At 68.9% G+C, this 16,900-nt stretch carries 18 protein-coding genes; 11 read left to right on the top strand and 7 right to left on the bottom strand.

Annotated elements, in window-relative coordinates:
* Positions 1-95: 95 nt before the first annotated feature.
* Positions 96-1,760: a TM0106 family RecB-like putative nuclease gene (locus tag GSI01S_RS18090; protein ID WP_006898093.1), complete on the top strand. Its 1,665-nt coding sequence runs from the start codon at positions 96-98 to the stop codon at positions 1,758-1,760.
* 46 nt (positions 1,761-1,806) lie between these two features.
* Here the strand turns inward: GSI01S_RS18090 and GSI01S_RS18085 are convergent, their stop codons facing one another.
* Complete coding sequence (locus tag GSI01S_RS18085) at positions 1,807-2,568, bottom strand: SDR family oxidoreductase (protein WP_006898092.1); 762 nt, start codon at positions 2,566-2,568, stop codon at positions 1,807-1,809.
* Between the two features lie 120 nt (positions 2,569-2,688).
* A complete protein-coding gene (locus GSI01S_RS18080) occupies positions 2,689-3,417 on the bottom strand; it encodes a TMEM165/GDT1 family protein (protein ID WP_006898091.1) in 729 nt (242 codons plus the stop codon).
* Between the two features lie 160 nt (positions 3,418-3,577).
* Here GSI01S_RS18080 and GSI01S_RS18075 point away from each other — a divergent pair, with 160 nt between their 5' ends.
* The 4 genes from GSI01S_RS18075 to GSI01S_RS18060 all read left to right on the top strand — a co-directional run bounded on the left by GSI01S_RS18075 (position 3,578) and on the right by GSI01S_RS18060 (position 7,927).
* The gene (locus GSI01S_RS18075) at positions 3,578-5,605 is read left to right on the top strand and encodes an ABC transporter ATP-binding protein (RefSeq protein WP_006898090.1); all 2,028 of its coding nucleotides are present in this window, start codon (positions 3,578-3,580) and stop codon (positions 5,603-5,605) included.
* Positions 5,605-6,354, top strand: a complete 750-nt coding sequence (locus GSI01S_RS18070; RefSeq protein WP_006898089.1) for an energy-coupling factor transporter transmembrane component T family protein — start codon at positions 5,605-5,607, stop codon at positions 6,352-6,354. The genes GSI01S_RS18075 and GSI01S_RS18070 overlap by 1 nt, the downstream gene beginning before the upstream one ends.
* Positions 6,355-6,425: 71 nt before the next feature.
* Positions 6,426-7,382: a helix-turn-helix domain-containing protein gene (locus GSI01S_RS18065; protein WP_006898088.1), complete on the top strand. Its 957-nt coding sequence runs from the start codon at positions 6,426-6,428 to the stop codon at positions 7,380-7,382.
* Entirely contained in the window at positions 7,379-7,927 is a 549-nt protein-coding gene (locus GSI01S_RS18060) for a dihydrofolate reductase family protein (protein WP_006898087.1), read from the top strand. Before GSI01S_RS18065 ends, GSI01S_RS18060 begins: the two co-directional genes overlap by 4 nt.
* Positions 7,928-8,030: 103 nt before the next feature.
* On the opposite strand, the gene GSI01S_RS18055 is transcribed toward GSI01S_RS18060, so the two are convergent.
* On the bottom strand, positions 8,031-8,660 hold the full coding sequence (locus GSI01S_RS18055) for a superoxide dismutase (RefSeq protein WP_006898086.1): 630 nt from the start codon (positions 8,658-8,660) through the stop codon (positions 8,031-8,033).
* A 123-nt stretch (positions 8,661-8,783) separates the two neighbouring features.
* A complete protein-coding gene (locus tag GSI01S_RS20260) occupies positions 8,784-8,927 on the bottom strand; it encodes a hypothetical protein (RefSeq protein ID WP_156150494.1) in 144 nt (47 codons plus the stop codon).
* Between the two features lie 117 nt (positions 8,928-9,044).
* Here GSI01S_RS20260 and msrA point away from each other — a divergent pair, with 117 nt between their 5' ends.
* Positions 9,045-9,764 (top strand): peptide-methionine (S)-S-oxide reductase MsrA, encoded by a 720-nt coding sequence (gene msrA, locus GSI01S_RS18050; RefSeq protein WP_006898085.1) that lies wholly within the window; start codon positions 9,045-9,047, stop codon positions 9,762-9,764.
* 9 nt (positions 9,765-9,773) lie between these two features.
* Positions 9,774-10,838 carry a winged helix DNA-binding domain-containing protein gene (locus tag GSI01S_RS18045; RefSeq protein ID WP_006898084.1) on the top strand — a complete coding sequence of 355 codons (1,065 nt, stop codon included), beginning with the start codon at positions 9,774-9,776 and terminating at the stop codon, positions 10,836-10,838.
* 28 nt (positions 10,839-10,866) lie between these two features.
* Here the strand turns inward: GSI01S_RS18045 and GSI01S_RS18040 are convergent, their stop codons facing one another.
* Positions 10,867-11,601, bottom strand: a complete 735-nt coding sequence (locus GSI01S_RS18040; protein ID WP_006898083.1) for a VOC family protein — start codon at positions 11,599-11,601, stop codon at positions 10,867-10,869.
* A gap of 443 nt (positions 11,602-12,044) precedes the next feature.
* On the opposite strand from GSI01S_RS18040, the gene GSI01S_RS18035 reads away from it, so the two are divergent.
* The 4 genes from GSI01S_RS18035 to GSI01S_RS18020 are packed head-to-tail and all read left to right on the top strand — an operon-like array spanning position 12,045 to position 15,166.
* Complete coding sequence (locus GSI01S_RS18035; RefSeq protein WP_006898082.1) at positions 12,045-12,395, top strand: rhodanese-like domain-containing protein; 351 nt, start codon at positions 12,045-12,047, stop codon at positions 12,393-12,395.
* Complete coding sequence (locus GSI01S_RS18030) at positions 12,395-13,357, top strand: DUF4328 domain-containing protein (RefSeq protein ID WP_006898081.1); 963 nt, start codon at positions 12,395-12,397, stop codon at positions 13,355-13,357. Before GSI01S_RS18035 ends, GSI01S_RS18030 begins: the two co-directional genes overlap by 1 nt.
* Positions 13,354-14,142: a glycerophosphodiester phosphodiesterase family protein gene (locus tag GSI01S_RS18025; protein WP_085950764.1), complete on the top strand. Its 789-nt coding sequence runs from the start codon at positions 13,354-13,356 to the stop codon at positions 14,140-14,142. The genes GSI01S_RS18030 and GSI01S_RS18025 overlap by 4 nt, the downstream gene beginning before the upstream one ends.
* Before the next feature lie 58 nt (positions 14,143-14,200).
* A complete protein-coding gene (locus GSI01S_RS18020) occupies positions 14,201-15,166 on the top strand; it encodes a DUF5926 family protein (protein WP_006898079.1) in 966 nt (321 codons plus the stop codon).
* A 24-nt stretch (positions 15,167-15,190) separates the two neighbouring features.
* Here GSI01S_RS18020 and GSI01S_RS18015 read toward each other — a convergent pair whose 3' ends face one another.
* Together GSI01S_RS18015 and GSI01S_RS18010 are read right to left on the bottom strand one after the other, a co-directional pair.
* On the bottom strand, positions 15,191-15,736 hold the full coding sequence (locus GSI01S_RS18015) for a ferritin (protein WP_006898078.1): 546 nt from the start codon (positions 15,734-15,736) through the stop codon (positions 15,191-15,193).
* Between the two features lie 80 nt (positions 15,737-15,816).
* Positions 15,817-16,900: LCP family protein (locus tag GSI01S_RS18010; protein WP_244874930.1), on the bottom strand; the 1,084-nt coding region annotated here is incomplete at its 5' end.

The raw sequence follows: 16,900 nt of genomic DNA, 5'->3' as shown, positions 1-16,900 counted from the left end.
GTTGTCTCCAGCTTTGCATAGTCTCTGTGGGTAATGAACAACTCGGCCCCCGTGGCCGTGTTGCCGCTCGGAAACGGAAAGTCGAGGCCGATCACGTGGGATCTGCGATTCTCGGTGCGCGGAATCTCACGGGTTGCGAGCACCGGCTGGCGCTCGACTCCGCGGCTGCCGCGGACGGTGTCGCGAAGCCGGAGACCGCCGAGGCGAATCGACGGATCGAGGCAGCTCAGGCGCATCGACGTCACGTGCTCGATCTGATCCGCGGGTTCTGGAGCGACCGTCCGGAGGGAACGGTGGTCGTGGTGGAGGCGGCCGATCACCGAGACCGGGTGGCGGCGACCCGTGCGGCGATGGACCGCGGGGCGCAGTGGATTCTCCAGGCCGCACTGCCGACCGACGTGGAGCGCGGCCGTCGCGGTCACGCCGAGGCGCTGCTGCGGCATGGGGAGGGCTATCTCCCGATCATCGTCGTCAACCACCGTGTCACGACGACGATCGCCGAACCCCGCGAGGGCGAGGTGCCGACGTTGCGGACCAGTCCGTTGTTCGGCTGGCATCCCGAGCCGGATGCGACGCGGTCGTTCCGCAGCCGGCGCGGCGACGTGATGCGGCTGGCGCAGATCGCGGCGATGCTCGACGACCTCGGACGGCTGCACGCCCCGCGGGAGGAGGCGCTCGGCGGACTGATCGGTCTCGACGCCGACTGCATCGTCGTGGTCCCGCTCGGCGAATCGGCCCACGACTACGACGAGACCTTCGATCGCCGCCGGGCGATCGCCGCGGGGGACATCGCGACCTCGCCCCGACGGGTGAGCGAGTGCCGCAGTTGTCACTGGTGGCCGCGATGCGAGGCCGAACTCACCGAGAAACGTGACGTGAGTCTGGTGGTCGGCGGGAACCAGGGGCAGATTCTCCGCGACATCGGGGTCGTCACCATCGATCAGCTCGCCGATTATCGCGGCGCGGAGCCGGCCGAGTGGGTGGGTGCGGTGCGCTTCGACGACACCGTCGTGTCCGCGAAGTGCTGGGTCCGCGACATCCCGCTGGTCCGGCGGCACGACCGCCCGCGCGTCCAGCGGGCCGATGTCGAGGTCGACGTAGACATGGAGAGCTATTCCGAGCGCGGTGCGTACATGTGGGGCACACTCCTGACCGACAACACCGATCCGGCGCGGCCGGTGGCCTATCGTCCGTTCGTCACGTGGGATCCGCTGCCCACGCGCGACGAGGGGCGGTCGTTCGCGCAGTTCTGGGCGTGGCTGACAGCCGAACGCGATGCGGCGCGTGCCGCAGGCAAGACCTTCGCCGCCTACTGCTATTCGCAGCATGCCGAGAACCGGTGGCTGCGCGGCAGCGCCGACCGGTTCGCCGACATGCCGGGTGTTCCGTCGCGGACCGCGGTGGACGCCTTCATCGCATCCCGCGAGTGGGTGGACGTGTTCGAGGCCGTCAACGACAACTTCGTGTGCCCGAAGGGCAAGGGACTCAAGCGCATCGCTCCGGTGGCCGGATTCAACTGGCGCGACGACGAGGCGGGCGGCGAGGCGTCGATGGAGTGGTACGCCGCCGCGGTGGGTCTGGACGGCGCGGTGCGCGACGAGAGTCAGCGCGAGCGTCTGCTTCAGTACAACGAGGACGACGTCCGCGCCACCAAGGTGCTCCGCGAATGGATCGACTCGGACGAAGTGCTCGAGCTTCCGCTGGCCGCCGATCTGTTGGCCGAGAACGCCGGCGGCGGCGTTCTGCCCGGCGGGCGGTGACGGGCCGGCGTTCACCGGCCGGCCCGCCACCGCTGCGCGAGGTCCTCTAGCGCGGAGCCATGCGCAGTGCGCCGTCCATGCGGATGGTCTCGCCGTTGAGGTAGTCGTGGGAGACGATGAACGCCGCGAGGTCGGCGTACTCCGAAGGCTCGCCGAGACGCTGCGGGAACGGGATGCCCGCCTCGAGCGTCTTCTTGAACTCGTCGGTGACGCCGGCGAGCATCGGGGTGTTGATGGTGCCCGGGGCGATGGTGCACACGCGGACGCCGGCTCGAGCGAGGTCGCGGGCGGCGGAGATCGTCATGGCATGCACGGCACCCTTCGAGGCCGTGTAGGCGATCTGCCCGATCTGGCCCTCGAAGGCCGCGACCGACGCGGTGTTGACGATGACGCCGCGAGCGCCGTCGTCGGTGACCGCGGACTCATGCTGCATCCGGTTGGCGGCCAGGCGCATCACGTTGAACGTGCCGACGAGGTTGATGTCGATGACCTTGCGGAAGAGCTCCAGATCGTGCGGGCCCTCCTTGCCGAGGATGCGTGACGCCCAGCCCACGCCCGCGCAGTTGACCGCCGCGCGCAAGGGCAGACCGGCTTCGGCGATCTGATCGATGACGGCCTGGACCTCGGATTCGCTGGTGACGTCGGCGGCCACCAACTGCACGCCCGGGACGGACTCCGCCTTCTCGATCGACTGCGGCAGGTCGATGCCGAAGACGGTCGCTCCCTGCTCGGCGAACCGACGTGCCGTGGCGGCACCCAGGCCGGATGCGGCGCCGGTGACGATGACTGCGGAACCTGTGACGTCCATGGACGAATTCCTTTCAGGCGGGTGCGGCCCGCACCGGACCGGGCACCGTGACGGATTGATCGGCCACAACCCCGAGCGCTCGCTCGGTAGGGCCGATGCAATAGTACCCGCAAGCCTCTCTCAGTACAGTTCGCGGATCCGGTCGGCTTCGGCGACGTCGTGTTCGGCGACCTGCGAGCGCGCCTGCCTGCGCCGATGCGTCACCCGGATCCAGAACACACCCGCGACGACGATCAGGACCGCGGCCGGGACCGCGACGGCCACGAGGACTCCGGAAGCACCCGACAGACCCTCGACCAGCAGCCAGACGGCGAATCCGAAGAACAGGACCGCCGCGCCCACCGCGATGGCGCGCTCGGGGAGATGCCTGCCGAGCAGTCGGCCGACGGCGATCGCGAGCGCGTCGGCGGCGACCATGCCGACCGTCGAGCCGATCCACACGCCCACCCAGTCGTGATCGGTGGCGAGCGTGATGGTGGCGAGCATCGTCTTGTCGCCGAGTTCGGCCAGCATGAACGAGCTCATCACGGCCAGGAACACCGATGCACCGACCCGTCGCGCCCGGGCGGACTCCTCTTCGTCGAGCTCGTCGCCCCGCAACGTCCAGAGTCCGAAGACCAGCATCGACAGTCCGGCCAGCACCGACATGATGTCGGACGGTATCGACAGGCCCAGGAAATGACCGAAGAAGACCGAGACGGCGTGGACGAGGGTGGTCGCGGTCAGGATCGCGGCCAGTACCACCCACCAGCGGTATCGGAGAGCGTAAGTCATCGCCATGAGCTGAGACTTGTCGCCCAGCTCGGCGACGAAGATGATGCCCGAGCTGAGCATCAGAGCGGCGAACATATCGCTAGGTTAGGGCGGCCTATCTGCCGTACGCAACAGATCGACGGCCTGGAAAATCGCTGGTAGGGAGCCCAAAAGGGGTGATTCGGGTACCCGTACCGACCCGCCCCGGGAGCCCTGAGCGTCGGTGTCCGGCACCCCGACCGGGCACAATGGACAGGTGGTCAGCAAAGCAATCGACGTCCCGGCGACGCCGACAGGGGGCCTGCGTGCCCGTGAGATCGCGGCCATCGCGATCTTCAGTGGTCTGACGGTGGTGCCCGCCGTCATCGTCTCCGTGGTGCCGTTGGCGGCGGCGCTCGGGTTCATGACACCGGTGCCGGTCGCGCTGCTCGCGGCGCGCACCCGCCCGCGGGCGGTCCTGGCGGCGATCGTCACGACGGTGGCGGTGACCTTCGTGGTCGCCGGACTGGGGCCCGCCTTCGCGGTGCTCGTCTCGGCGGTGATGGGCGGATTGATCGGCGAGGTGCATCGGCGCGGCGGGCGGATGCCCGCCATGGCGCTGATGTCGCTGCTGGCCTCGCCGATCCTCGCCGGGGTGTCGGTACTGCTGATGTGGGTACTGGTGCCGCTGCGCAAACTGGCACTCGAAGTCCTCGACAACGTGCTGACCGGAATCGCGAAGACCGCGCGCGCGATCAGACTCGACGCCGTCGGCGACGCGATGGACGCGCTCTCGCGCAATGTGGTCGACAACTGGTGGCTGTGGATGTGGATTCCCGGCGTGATCGGAACGCTGGTGACGCTGCTGATCGCCGGGTGGCTGCTGGGCAAGGTGCTCGACCGCCTCGACGAGGTGCCGCTGGAGGACACCCTGGAGATCGCCGGGATCGCCGACGGCGATCGCCCCGTGGAGCCCCTTCCGCTGCGCATGGCCGGGGTCGGCTACACCTATCCGGGGTCGGACCGGCAGGTGCTCCACAACATCGACCTCTCGCTGATCAGCGGTGAGTTCGTGGCTGTCGTCGGCGCAAACGGTTCCGGGAAGTCGACGCTCGCCAAGCTCTTGGTCGGGGTGGATCCGACCATCGGTATCGTCGACCGCCCGGGTGCGCCCGGCCTCGGCCGAGAGGGCGGAACGGCACTCGTCCTGCAGCGGCCCGAAGCCCAGATGCTCGGTGCGCGGGTCGCGGACGACCTCGTGTGGGGACTGCCCGACGACGCGGAGGTCGACGTCGACGGACTGCTCGCGGAAGTGGGTCTCGCCGGACTCGGCGACCGCGAGACCACTGATCTGTCCGGCGGTCAGCAGCAGCGACTGGCGGTGGCCGCCGCGCTCGCGCGCAGCCCGCAGCTGCTCATCGCCGACGAGGTGACGTCGATGGTCGACCCGGTCGGGCGCGCCGAGTTGATCGAGATCCTCGCTGAACTCCCGCGCCGCCGGGCGATCACCGTCGTGCTGATCACCCACCGCGACTCCGAGGCCCGCGCCGCAGACCGCGTGATCCACCTCGAGGCGGGCCGGGTGGTGGAGCACCATCCGGAGTGGATGCGGCCGGAGGCGATCAGCCCCCCGCTACCGCAACGGCACGACGAGCACGGGCAGGCGCTGCTCGTGGTCCGCGATCTGGCGCACACCTATCTGCCCGGATCGCCGTGGGAGGTCACCGCGCTGAAATCGGTGAACTTCCAGGTCAATTCCGGTGACGGTGTCCTCATCGTCGGCGGCAACGGCTCCGGGAAGTCGACCCTCGCCTGGATTCTCGCCGGACTGATCACCCCCACCCGCGGCTCGGTGCTGCTCGGCGGTGAGCCGACGGCGGAGCGGGTGGGCGACGTGGGACTCGGCTTCCAGCACGCGCGACTGCAATTGCAGAAGACGACGGTCGCCGACGAGATCATGGCGGTGGGCGGTCTCGAAGTCGGTACCGCCGAGGTCGGGCATGTGCTCGACCTGGTCGCGTTGCCGAGGGAGATCGCCGCGCGGCGGGTAGACGCCCTCTCCGGAGGTCAGATGCGCCGCGTGGTGCTCGCCTCCCTGATCGCCTCGGGGCCGGAACTCCTGGTGCTCGACGAGCCGCTGGCCGGACTCGATCCGCAGGCGCGCGAGGAGGTCCTCGCCGTCCTCGCCGGACTGCGGGAGAAGGGCGCGACCATCATCATCATCTCGCACGATCTGGAGTCGCTCGATCGGGTGTGCAACCGTCGGATCGAACTGGTCGACGGTGTGCTGGAAGGCGGTCTGTGATGCAGATTCCGATGCTGCGCGAGATCCCCGGCGATTCGCCGGTGCACCGGCTGTGGGCCGGCAGCAAGCTGATCATCATCTTCGTCCTGGGGCTCATGACGTGGGTCCTTCCCTCCTGGCCCGGGCTCGGCTTCGTCGCGATCTGCCTGATCGCCTTCGTGCTGATCGCCAAGATCCCGCTCGGCGCGCTGCCGCGGCCGCCGTGGTGGTTCTGGGCGCTGATGGCGGCGACGGTGGTGTGGTCGTGGATCGCCCGCGGCAGCGACGGCGGCATCACGGCGTTGCGCGGGGTTCTCCTCGGCCTGCTGGTGGTGTCGATGTCGGTGCTCGTGATCTGGACGACTCCGATGGCCGAATTGGCGCCGGCGCTGGCGCGCCTGATGTCGCCGCTGCGGATCCTCCGGCTTCCCGTCGACGAATGGGCCGTCACCATCGCCCTGGCGCTCCGCGGCCTTCCGCTGCTCGTGGAGGAGATCCGGCTCCTGTGGGCCGCGCACCGACTGCGACCGCGGTCGAGTTCGGACTCCGGACACCCTTCGGCGGAGCTGTCGGTGCTCGACATCATCGTGGCCGCGATGTCGTCGGCCATGCGGCGCAGTTCGGAGATGGCCGAGGCCATCACCGCGCGCGGCGGCACCGGGCGGCTGACCGCGTATCCGTCCCGTCCCGGCCGCATCGATGCGCTGGTGCTCGGGGTGTTCGCGGTGGCGTGTGCGGCCGCGGTCACGGTGAGCGTGATCTACCTGTAGTCAGCGGCGGCCCGTCGAACACAGCAAGAACGGTCAAGCGTCCGGCCGAGCGCCCCGGGGATACTCGGTGCATGAGCGAACCGAGGCCCGATCCGCTGCGCATGCTCCTCGACGCGGTTCTCGACGACGCGAACGACGATCTCGATGCGATGGCGGGCGAGGCGTACACCTCGCAGTTCCACTTCGCGCGGCAGGTGCGGCAGGGAAGTGGCGAGTCGCCGGTGGCGCTGCGGCGCAGAGTGACCCTGGAACGAGCCGCGTGGCAGCTGCAGCGCGGCGCCTCGGTGACCGAGACGGCCTTCGCCAACGGCTACGGATCGGTGGAGGGGTTCAGCCGGGCCTTCGCCCGCGCGTACGGACACCCCCCGACGGCTCTGCCGCCCGCCGATCGATCCGGCCACTGGCTGCCGGCCCCGAACGGCATCCACTTCCATTCGCCGACCGCGCTCTACGTGGACGCCGGCGACAGCCGCACGGCAGGCTCCGGACCGGCCGGGGACGTCGTCGAGATCATGTCCAGGCACGACGTCGCGGACATCGGTGTGCTGATCGACGCCGTCGCGCAACTCGGCGACGACGAGTACACGCGGCGCAGGCTGCCCGGGAGCCGTCCGCGTTCTTGGGACGGGCCGGACGAATCACTGTCGGAGGTGATGTGGCATCTCGTGGTCAGCAAGCAGCCGTGGCTGGCGACGATCGCCGGCGAACAGATGCCCGACCTCACACCGGTCCGCGAGATCGGGGCGCTGAGGGACCGGCACGCCGATGTCTCCGCGCGCTGGCTCGCCACCGTCCGCGACATCGATCGTCGCGACGCGTGGTCGGACCGAGTGGTCGATGCGCTGTGTGTACCGCCCGAGTCCTTTCTGCTGGGCCAGATCGTGGCTCATGAACTGACGTTCTCGGCACACCGTCGGCTGCTGGTGCGATGGATGCTCCGCGACGCGGGCGTCGACGTCGACGTTCCGGCCCTCGACCCCGACCCGATCGTCTGGCACCGACGCCACACCGGAGGAGGAACCCCATGACCGACTACACGTACTACACCGCTTCCACACTCGACGGATTCCTCGCTGATCCGGACGATTCGCTCGACTGGCTGCTGTCGCAGCCGATCGATGAGGACGGTCCGTTCTCGATCGCCGACCTGATGGCGGCGACCGGCGTGATCGTGATGGGCGCGACCACTTACGAGTGGGTGCTCGAGCACACGCCCGACGAGCCGTGGCCCTATCCGGATCAGCAGACCTTCGTCTTCAGTCACCGCGAACTGCCCCTGGTGCATCCCACGGTGAGAGTGATCTCCGGAAGCCCTGCCGAGCACCGCGAACTCCTGGAGACCGCGGCCGGTGAACTCGGCGTGTGGGTGGTCGGCGGCGGCGGCCTCGCCGCCGCCTTCGCCGCGGACGGGATGCTCGACGAGATGGTGGTCTGCTACGCCCCGGTCGCGCTGGGAGCGGGGCGGCCGCTGTTCACCCGGCCCTTCGACTTCGAATTGCTCGAGACCGCCCGGAACAAGGCCTTCGTGATCGCGCGCTATCGCGTGGTGGGGGCCAGGGGCCCGTCGCAGTGACAGTCGGACCGGTCCCTTCCGGGCCGGCCCCTCCCGAGACGCAGAGCGGCCCGGCACCTTTCGGTGCCGGGCCGCCGTGCCGGGTATGTCGCCGGGCCCAGTGTCAGGCCGGGACGATGAGGCCCGCGCCCTGGGTGCGGGCGCGATCGAGGCGCTCGCCGGCGTCGGCCCAGTTCACAACGTTCCACCAAGCCTTGACGTAGTCCGGCTTGACGTTCTGGTAGTCGAGATAGAAGGCGTGCTCCCACATGTCGAGCATGACGACCGGGATGAGGGCGGCGGAGGTGTTGCCGCTCTGGTCGGTCAGCTGCTCGATGACCAGACGCTGTCCGATGGTGTCCCAGCCGAGGATGGCCCAGCCGCTGCCCTGCAGGGTGGTGGCCGCCGCGGTGAAGTGGGCCTGGAACTTGTCGAAGCTGCCGAAATCGTTGGCGATCGCGTCGGCGAGGTCGCCGACGGGCTTGTCGCCGCCGTTGGGCGACAGGTTCTTCCAGAAGATCGAGTGGTTGGTGTGGCCACCGAGATGGAACGAGAGGTTGGCCGACAGTCCGTAGACCTTGCCGGCGATGGTGCCGTCTTCGCGCGCCTCGGCCAGCTTCTCCAGAGCGGTGTTGGCACCGTTCACGTAGGTCTGGTGGTGCTTGCTGTGGTGGAGCTCCATGATCTTGCCGGAGATGTGCGGCTCCAGGGCGCCATAGTCGTAGTCCAGCTCAGGCAGAGTGTATTCAGCCACGATGGTCCTCTCTGTGGAAAGTGTGAAAGATCCGTACCCGGGTCTGGTTTCTACATTTCCGTAGACCGAGACGCTTTGCAACAGAGGGCGGCCGACTGCGCGAAACCCGCCGACCGCCCGGGCTCAGATGAGCACGACGAGCACGATCGCCACGATGATCGCCGCGATGGTGGCCGCGGTCGCGGCGCACTGCTGTCCGATGTGCAGGTCGAGACGTGAAGTGTCCTCCGCGGGCCGATCGAGTGCTGACCGTGCCTGTCCCGCCATCGTTGAGCCTCCCCGACTGTTGGACGTGATGTGCCTCACACCAGACTTCCTGGGTACCAGACGCTACTCGGGATCGACGGCCCCGACAACCGTCCGGATCGACGTACGCTGGAATGCATGAGCCTCTTCGATCGGATTCTGGCCGCAGCCGACGTCAAACGCGTGATGGTGGCTCGCGACGACGCACTTCCCGGCCGTCGGGCGCCGATGCCGATACCGGCGGAGCATCGGGTGCTGCATCGGCCGCTGCGCGGGGCGGCCGACGAGAACGGAGAGTTCGCTCCGGCGGGTATCGGCGACTGGGGCCCGGACCTGCGCGCCGTGGTGTTGGCCGGCGGATGCTTCTGGGGGTTCGAGGAGATCTTCTGGCAGCTGCCCGGAGTCCACACCACCGCCGTCGGGTACGCGGGCGGCTACACGCCGAATCCCACGTATGAGGAGGTGTGCACCGCACAGACCGGCCACACCGAGTCGGTGCTTGTGGTCTACGACCCGGAGGTGCTGACCTTCCAGAAGATCCTCGAGGTCTTCTTCACCTCGCACGACCCCACCCAGGAGATGCGGCAGGGCAACGACATCGGCACTCAGTACCGGTCGGCCGTCTTCACCTTCGACGAGGCCGAGGCCGACCAGGCCGCGGCCGCCGCACGCCGGTTCGAACCGGTCCTCGCCGCTGCCGGCTACGGTCCGGTGACCAGCCAGATCTCGCTGATGTCGGAGGCCGGCGACGGGATGTTCTACTACGCCGAGGACTACCACCAGCAGTATCTGTTCACGAACCCCAACGGATACCGCTGCCATGCCACCACGGGCCTGGAGTTCCCGGCGGCAGGCTGACTCGCGGCCGTGACCGGAGCGATCAGTCTGCGCCAATGGAACCGCACGCTGCTCGAGCGGCAACACCTGATCGAGCGGGTGGACGAGGACGCCGTGGAGGTCGTCGACCGGTGCGTCGGCCTGCAGTCGCAGGATCCGCAGGCCGCGTTCTATGCGCTCGCCTCCCGGATCGAGGACTTCGATCCAGCCGAATTGGACAGTTTGATCCAGGATCGATCGATGGTCCGGATGGCGCTTCAGTGGGGCACGGTCTTCCTGATGGACGCCCTCGACGCGCGGTGGATCAGGGCGCTGCTGAGCCCGACGCTGATCAGCGGGGCTCGCCATCACGTCCGACGACTCAACGGTCCGGCCCCGGACGAGGTGGCGGCCGTGGGCGCGCGGATCATCGGCGGTGGACCCGAGCCCGTGACGGCGGCCCGGCTGCGTACGGCGCTCTCGGAGACCTGGCCGGCCGAACCCGTCGACGCGATGGCCGCGGTGGTCCGGGCGTGGATGCCGCTGGTCCAGACGCCCCCGCGGGGACTGTGGCGACGGTCGGGCGGCCCGGCCTTCCGCCTGCTGGACGACTGGATCGGACCGGGGGAGCCGGCCGTCGCCGGTGATGAGGCGATTCGCGACCTGATCCGCCTCTACCTGAGGGGTTTCGGGCCGTCGACGGTCGCGGCGGTGCAGACCTGGTCCGGTCTGCGCGGACTGCGCCCGGTACTGGAGCAGATGACGGACGACTGGGAGTTGGTGCGTCTCACCGGACCCGACGGACGGACGCTGTACGACCTGGACGGGCTGGCGCTCGCTGATCCGGAAACCGCGGTGCCGATTCGGCTCGTCGCGCCCTTCGACAACGTGATCTTCACCGCCGCCGACCGCGCCCGAGTCGCCGACCCGGACGTCTACGCGCGGACCGTGACACCCAACGGGCAGTCGCCGGGATTCATCCTGGCGGACGGGCGACTGGCCGGGACCTGGCGGCGGACGGCGGCCGGCGTCGAGCTCACCGAGCTCGTGGACCTGCGGCCGGCGCAGCGCCGTGAGTGTGAACGTGAGGCCCGCAGACTCGCCGAATTGGGCTGACGGACGCGTGGGGCAGTCGGGGGTGGTCTCACACACCGGTCCGCGGATTGCGCGCAGTGATGCAGTAGAGCCGGCCGCACGGGTCGGCCATCTGCACGCAGTCGGCGGAGCGCGCGACGACCGTCGCGCCCCAGCCCTCGTGCCGCTCCACTTCGTCCGGCACGTTGGTGGCGGCGATCGCGGTGTGCGCGCTGGCGACGCTCTCGTCGGTCCGCATGATGACGACCTGCAGCGAGAGTCGGGGACTGTTGTTGAGAGCGACCGCATCGACGCCCTCGGTGGGGCCGGCGTCTTTGCCGGTGAGTCCGGCCCAGAACTGCACCTCGGTACCGAAGTCGGCGGACGGCACCTGGAATCGGAGCTGATCGATGATGCTGATGCCTCCTCCGGGCCACCGGATGGGCCGGGCCCGGACTGATTCGTTCCGCCACGGGATGAGGCAGAACACGCCGCCGGCGGGCGAGCGCATCGTCACGACACCGTCGGCGACGGACTCGACCGTCGCGCCCCTCGACTCGGCCTCGAGCATCGCCTGCGACGGATCGTCCACGTGGAGATCCAGATGCATCCCGCCCGGACCGTCGTCGACCCGCTGAACACGCAGATAAGGGTCGCCGTGGAACGGTTCGAGCGTCGCGAACTCCTTGAACTCGCCGCGCGGCGGGGACACCGTACTGCCGGAGATCGCGCGCCAGAAGGTCACCTCAGCGCCGAATTCGGAGGCCGGGAAGTCGAAGAAAGCGGTGAGCCAGCGCACGTGCACAACCTCGGAGTGTAGTGTGCCGCGATCAGCGCCCGAGCAAGTCGCAAGTAGAACTTGAGGGTTTGTTCGACTGGGTTATCCCCACGTTGTCCACAGTGCACTTGGGGAAGAATCGCTTGGCCGTCAGGCGACAATCCAGGGGAAATGCGATGAAGATTCAGGGAATTGTCAGCCGGAATGAGACGTGCGACACAGAAAGTCTTGCTTTCACCTCCCCTTATCCACAAATCCACAGGGCTGTCCACAGGACTGGCGGAGGTTGTGGGTATGTGTGGATCGACAGTGCGACACGCCGCTGTGGATAAAAATATGCAACCTTGCATATGGGTGAGCGCGTTGCGCCGCTGGGCGGTTGTGGTAGCGCCGAAGGCTCCGCGATGCGATCATCCGCGGCGGCTCCGCATCGAGTTCGGGGCACTTGTGGAAGCATGGGAACGGTGAGCATGGACGAGATCGAGACGGTGGCGGTCACCGACCTCCCCGACGACTTCAGCGATGTCACCGACAAGGTCCTTCTCGACGTTCGAGAGAACTACGAGTGGGAGGAAGCCCACGTGCGCGGGGCGCTGCACATCCCGCTCGACGACGTGCCCGCGCGGATCGACGAGATCGACCTCGACTCCGAACTCCTGGTGATATGCCGGACCAGTGGGCGATCGTTCCGCCTGCTCCAGTACCTGGCGATGCGCGGCATCGACGGAACCTGCGTGGAGGGCGGCATGGTGGCGTGGCAGGCGGCGGACAAGCCCGTCGACACCGGAACCGAAGGGATGTACGGGAGCGGCGACGCCTGATGCTCGACGTCTGCCCCAGCTGCCGCATCCAGGCGCCGCATCGCGAGGGACGTGAACTGTGCCCGCGCTGCGGCCGTCGGCTCATGGTGCTCGACGCACAGGGCCGCGTGGTTCAGCGGCCGCAGTCCGGTGCCGCGCGAGGGGCTTCGGCACCGCGCACGAGTGTCGCGCGGGCCGGTCTGCGCTGGGTCGCCGACCGTCCGGCCGAGGCGCGTCCGGCTCCGGTCACGGTCCGCGCGCACGAATGGACGCCGACCCCGTCGTACCGGTACATACCGCGCTGGGGTCTGTCGGATCGCGGGCCGATCTCGCCGGGGGAGAACCCGGAGCCCGCGGACCCCGGCGACGTGCTGCTGCGCGCGCTGCGGATGGCGACCTCCATGCTCGGCGCGGCGGCGGTGGTGCATCTGATCCGGTACGTCATCGCGGCCGTCAACCGCTCGACGCCGATTCCGATGTGGCTGGATCTGCTCTCGGGCGCCGCGGTGCTCGTCTTCGGAGTCTTCGCCTTCGTCGCAATGCTGGTGGCACTCGTGGCCTTCGTGCGCTGGCTGCTTCCGGCGCGGGCCGCAGCGTATCGGGCCGCCGACCGCCGGGACCCGCGGCCGGCCCGCGTGGTACTGGCGCTGGCGGCGGTGCCGCTGGCCAATGTCGTCGGAGTTCCCCTGCTGCTCAGCGAGGCCGCGCTGTGCGGCGACGCTCCGGCTCCGGCGATCGGACGCATCAAGCATCTGGGGACCGCGTGGGCGATCGTCAATCTCGTCGCGCTGATCGCGGTCTGCTATCGAATCGGCTCATGGTTCAGCGACTCGGTCCAGGTGAGCGCCAATGCGCTCGCGCTGGTCACGTTCTCGCTCGCGGTCTCCGCGGTCTTCGCCCACTGGGTGGGTCCGCGGCTGGTGACGGTCCTCACCGGCCCGGTCGGTTCCAGCGCATCCGGACGACGACTGGTGGCGGCATGATGTCGGCGGGTATCTCGCGCTCGGGCAAGCCCGCGGTGGTCGCGCATCGCGGCGCCTCCGGCGAGTTGGCCGAGCACACGTTGGCGGCTTACGAGCTGGCGCTGTCGCAGGGCGCCGACGGCCTCGAATGCGACGTCCGGCTGACCGCCGACGGCGAACTGGTCTGCATCCACGACCGCACCATCGACCGGACGTCCGACGCGAGTGGTGTGGTGAGCGAGATGAGCCTGGCGCAACTGCGTGAATACGACTTCGGCTCGTGGCACCGAAGCGGCCGGGCGGCGTCGGTGCTCACCCTGCGCGAATTGCTCACCCTCACCCTGGACTGGCATCGGCCGGTGCGCTTGTTCATCGAGACCAAGCATCCGGTCCGCTTCGGCAGCATGGTGGAGCTCAAACTCCTCGAAGTCCTCCACGAGTTCGGCGTCGCTGCGCCGCCGTCGGCCGACCACAGCCGTGCCGTCGTGATCTCGTTCTCCCCGGCGGGCGTGTGGCGGGTGCGGCGCACCGCACCGATACTCCCGACGATCCTCCTCGGCGACAGCATCCGCATCATCGGCGGGACGGCGGCGACGGCTGTCGGCGCCACCGGTGTCGGACCGTCCATCGAGACCCTGCGTCTGCACCCCGACCTCGTCGATCGGGCCGCCGCAGCAGGCCGCGTCACTTACGCGTGGACGTGCGACGACCAGGCCGACGTGCAGCTGTGCGCCGACCTCGGCGTGCGCTGGCTGGCGACCAACTACCCGGCCCGAGTGCGGGACTGGCTCGTCACGGTGGAGTGAGACGTCAGCGATCGGGTGCCCTCGTGCGCCGCGTCCCGGCGGATGAGAGGCTGGTCGCATGGGAAAGAAGAGCAAGCGCGGCAGCGGCCCGCGTCCGGGGAGCAATCGAGCCGAGCGGGTCGCCGCCCGCAAGGCGCGGCAGGAAGCCGCACTGGCGGCGCCGGCGCGCCCGTTCCAAGGACTCAAGGCGGAATGCGATCTGGTGGCGTTGCGCGCCTTCATCGCTTCCGCCACTGCCCGGGTGCCGTTCGCCGCAGGGTTCGACGCGGCGCACGAAGCCGACTTCGCGACCATTCTGCCCGGTGCGGTGCCGGCCCAGGTCCGGCAGCGCGACGCAGCGGTCTTCGGCGAGCGCGGAGCGGCGGAGGGGGACGAGGGCGGGAAGGTCACCGGAGGCCTCGTGGCCCTGCAGACCAACCCCGAGCCGGCCGACCTCGCCGGCTCGCTGTCCGCGGCGCTGACCTGGGCGAGTGCAGCCGCCGCCGGCGACACCTACCCGGGCGGCGTACTCGGTCGTCCGCTCACCGAGATCATCGACCCGGAGGCCGAACTCCAGGTGGTCGTGCATGAGGACTTCGGGTGGTGGTTCGCCGACGACTCCGACGTTCCGGCGGAGCTCTCGATGATGCTCGAGCGCGCCAACGCGACAATCCTTCCGACCGCCCGGCTGCACCCGTCGAGCGGGGTCGGTGCACCGTGGTGGGTCGACGCAGGCGATCGTGCACATCTGAGGTGGGTGCGTCCGGAGGAAGAGACCGCGTTGATGAACGCACTCGCCCGCGTGCACGCGGCCGGCGGGCTGACCTTGGGCGAGGGTTCGCGCTTCGCGGGTTCGTTCCGCACCCACGGTCTGGTGGTTCCGGTCTTCGACCTCGATCCCGAGGCGCACCACGAGGAATGGCACTCGGGAGTCGAGGAGTTCGACGCCCGGCTGACCGAGGCGCTGGCGGAGACCTCCGACCTCACCGCCGCCGAGCGAAGCTCCCGGGCGGGCATCATCGGGCGTCAGGTCACGCTGCGGTAGCCGCCGGAGCCGTCCCGCCGGCCGTCAGAGGTTTCCGCCCGCGGCCGGCGGTTCGGCGGCGTCGGGTGCGGGGCCACCGTTGTTGACCTCGCGTTCCACGAAGTTCTCGAGATCGAAGATGTTGCCGTTGGCGCGGTCGGCGATGGTCTGGAGCGTGGTGATCGTCGCGACCTCCTCCACCTGCTCCTTGAGGAACCACTGCATGAACTGCTCGCCGAGGTAGTCGCCGCTGTCGCGGGCGGTCTTCGCCAGATCGACGATCTGCTGGGTGACGATCTTCTCCTGCTTCAGCGCGAGTTCGATCGGGCCGCGGTAGTCGTCGAACTCGGTGATCGGGGCGTCGGCGGCGGGGATCTTGACATCGATGTCGCGGTCCAGGAAGTACTGGACGATCATCATCGCGTGATTGCGCTCTTCCACGGACTGGGCATAGAAATGCTTCGCCAGCTGCGGCATGTCGTGGCTGTCGTAGTACACCGCGAGCGCGATGTACTGCTGAGATGCGGAGAACTCGTTGCTGATCTGGTCGTGCAGCAGCTGATGGAACGGCGTGCGCGGCGTTTCGGTCATGGGACGAGTCTAATGGCCCGGCTCCGCACCCGGCTGGTGGCGACGGGCGGCGCCCGACTCCGATTCGGTGGCGGCGGCCACTACGACACGGCGCCGGTTCCTCCGCTCAGCAGATCGGCTGGAACCGCCCGGCCGCGCGCGATGTAGTCGAAGAAGCTCTTCGTCGTCTCGCCCGGTATCAGCGAGTCGCCGTCGTCGGTGAACTCGTCGCCGTCGGCCGGCGCCGTCGTGGTGACCGGATCACCGCTGATCTTGTACGCGAGCCAGGCCAGGTTCCAGATGTGGTCGCCGCTGTCGACGGTGACCGCGTCGACCGCCCCGCTGACGAACGGGAACAGCCGGAACGGGTTGAGCAGCACCCCGGGGCTCGTGGCCTTCGACATCAGTGCCGCGAGGAACTTGCGCTGGTTCACCACTCGCTCCAGGTCGGCGTTGGGGAAGGCGCGGGTGCGCACCAGTCCGAGTGCCTGAGCGCCGTCGAGTCTCTGGCATCCCGCGGGCAGGTTCAGCCCGGCCTTGGGGTCGTGCAGGGGCTGATCGAGGCACATCTGAACCCCGCCGACGGAATCGACGAGGTTGTCGAAGCCGCCGAACCCGATCTCGGCGTAGTGGTCGATGCGGACGCCGGTGAACTCTTCGACGGTCTGGACCAGTAGTTGCGGCCCGCCGTTGTTGAAGGCGGCGTTGATCTTGTGGCTGCCCATTCCGGGGATCGGCACGTACAGATCGCGGGGGATGCTGATGAGCATCGGCTTACCCGAGGTCGGCAGGTGCGCCATCATGATGGTGTCGGTGCGCGCCCCGTCGGCGTCACCGGTCGCCAGGTTCTTCTTCTGTTCCTCGGTGAGTCCCTGACGGGAGTCGGTTCCGACGATCAGCCAGTTGGTTCCGGGAGTATCGCCGATCCGTCCGGGATAGCCGGACAGGGCGTTGACCCGATGCAGCTTGCCGTCGTAATAGAACAGCAGCCCGACTGGAATCACGACGAGCAGGAGCACGATCACGAGCAGGATCCGGCCCAGCCGGAACCGCCTGCGCTTGCGCGGTTTGGGAGAGGGCGCGGCGCGGCCGCGGCGCCGGGGCGGAGTCGGTGGCGGTGTGGACCGCCTCTCGTCGGAGCGACGGCGAGGCGGTGCGCCACCTGCGGCCGGTGCGGGAGACGGA

This window comes from Gordonia sihwensis NBRC 108236 (assembly GCF_000333035.1).
GTDB classification, from domain to species: domain Bacteria; phylum Actinomycetota; class Actinomycetes; order Mycobacteriales; family Mycobacteriaceae; genus Gordonia; species Gordonia sihwensis.
Note: the sequence above shows the minus strand (reverse complement) of the source record. Positions and strands in the feature narration are given on the sequence as shown.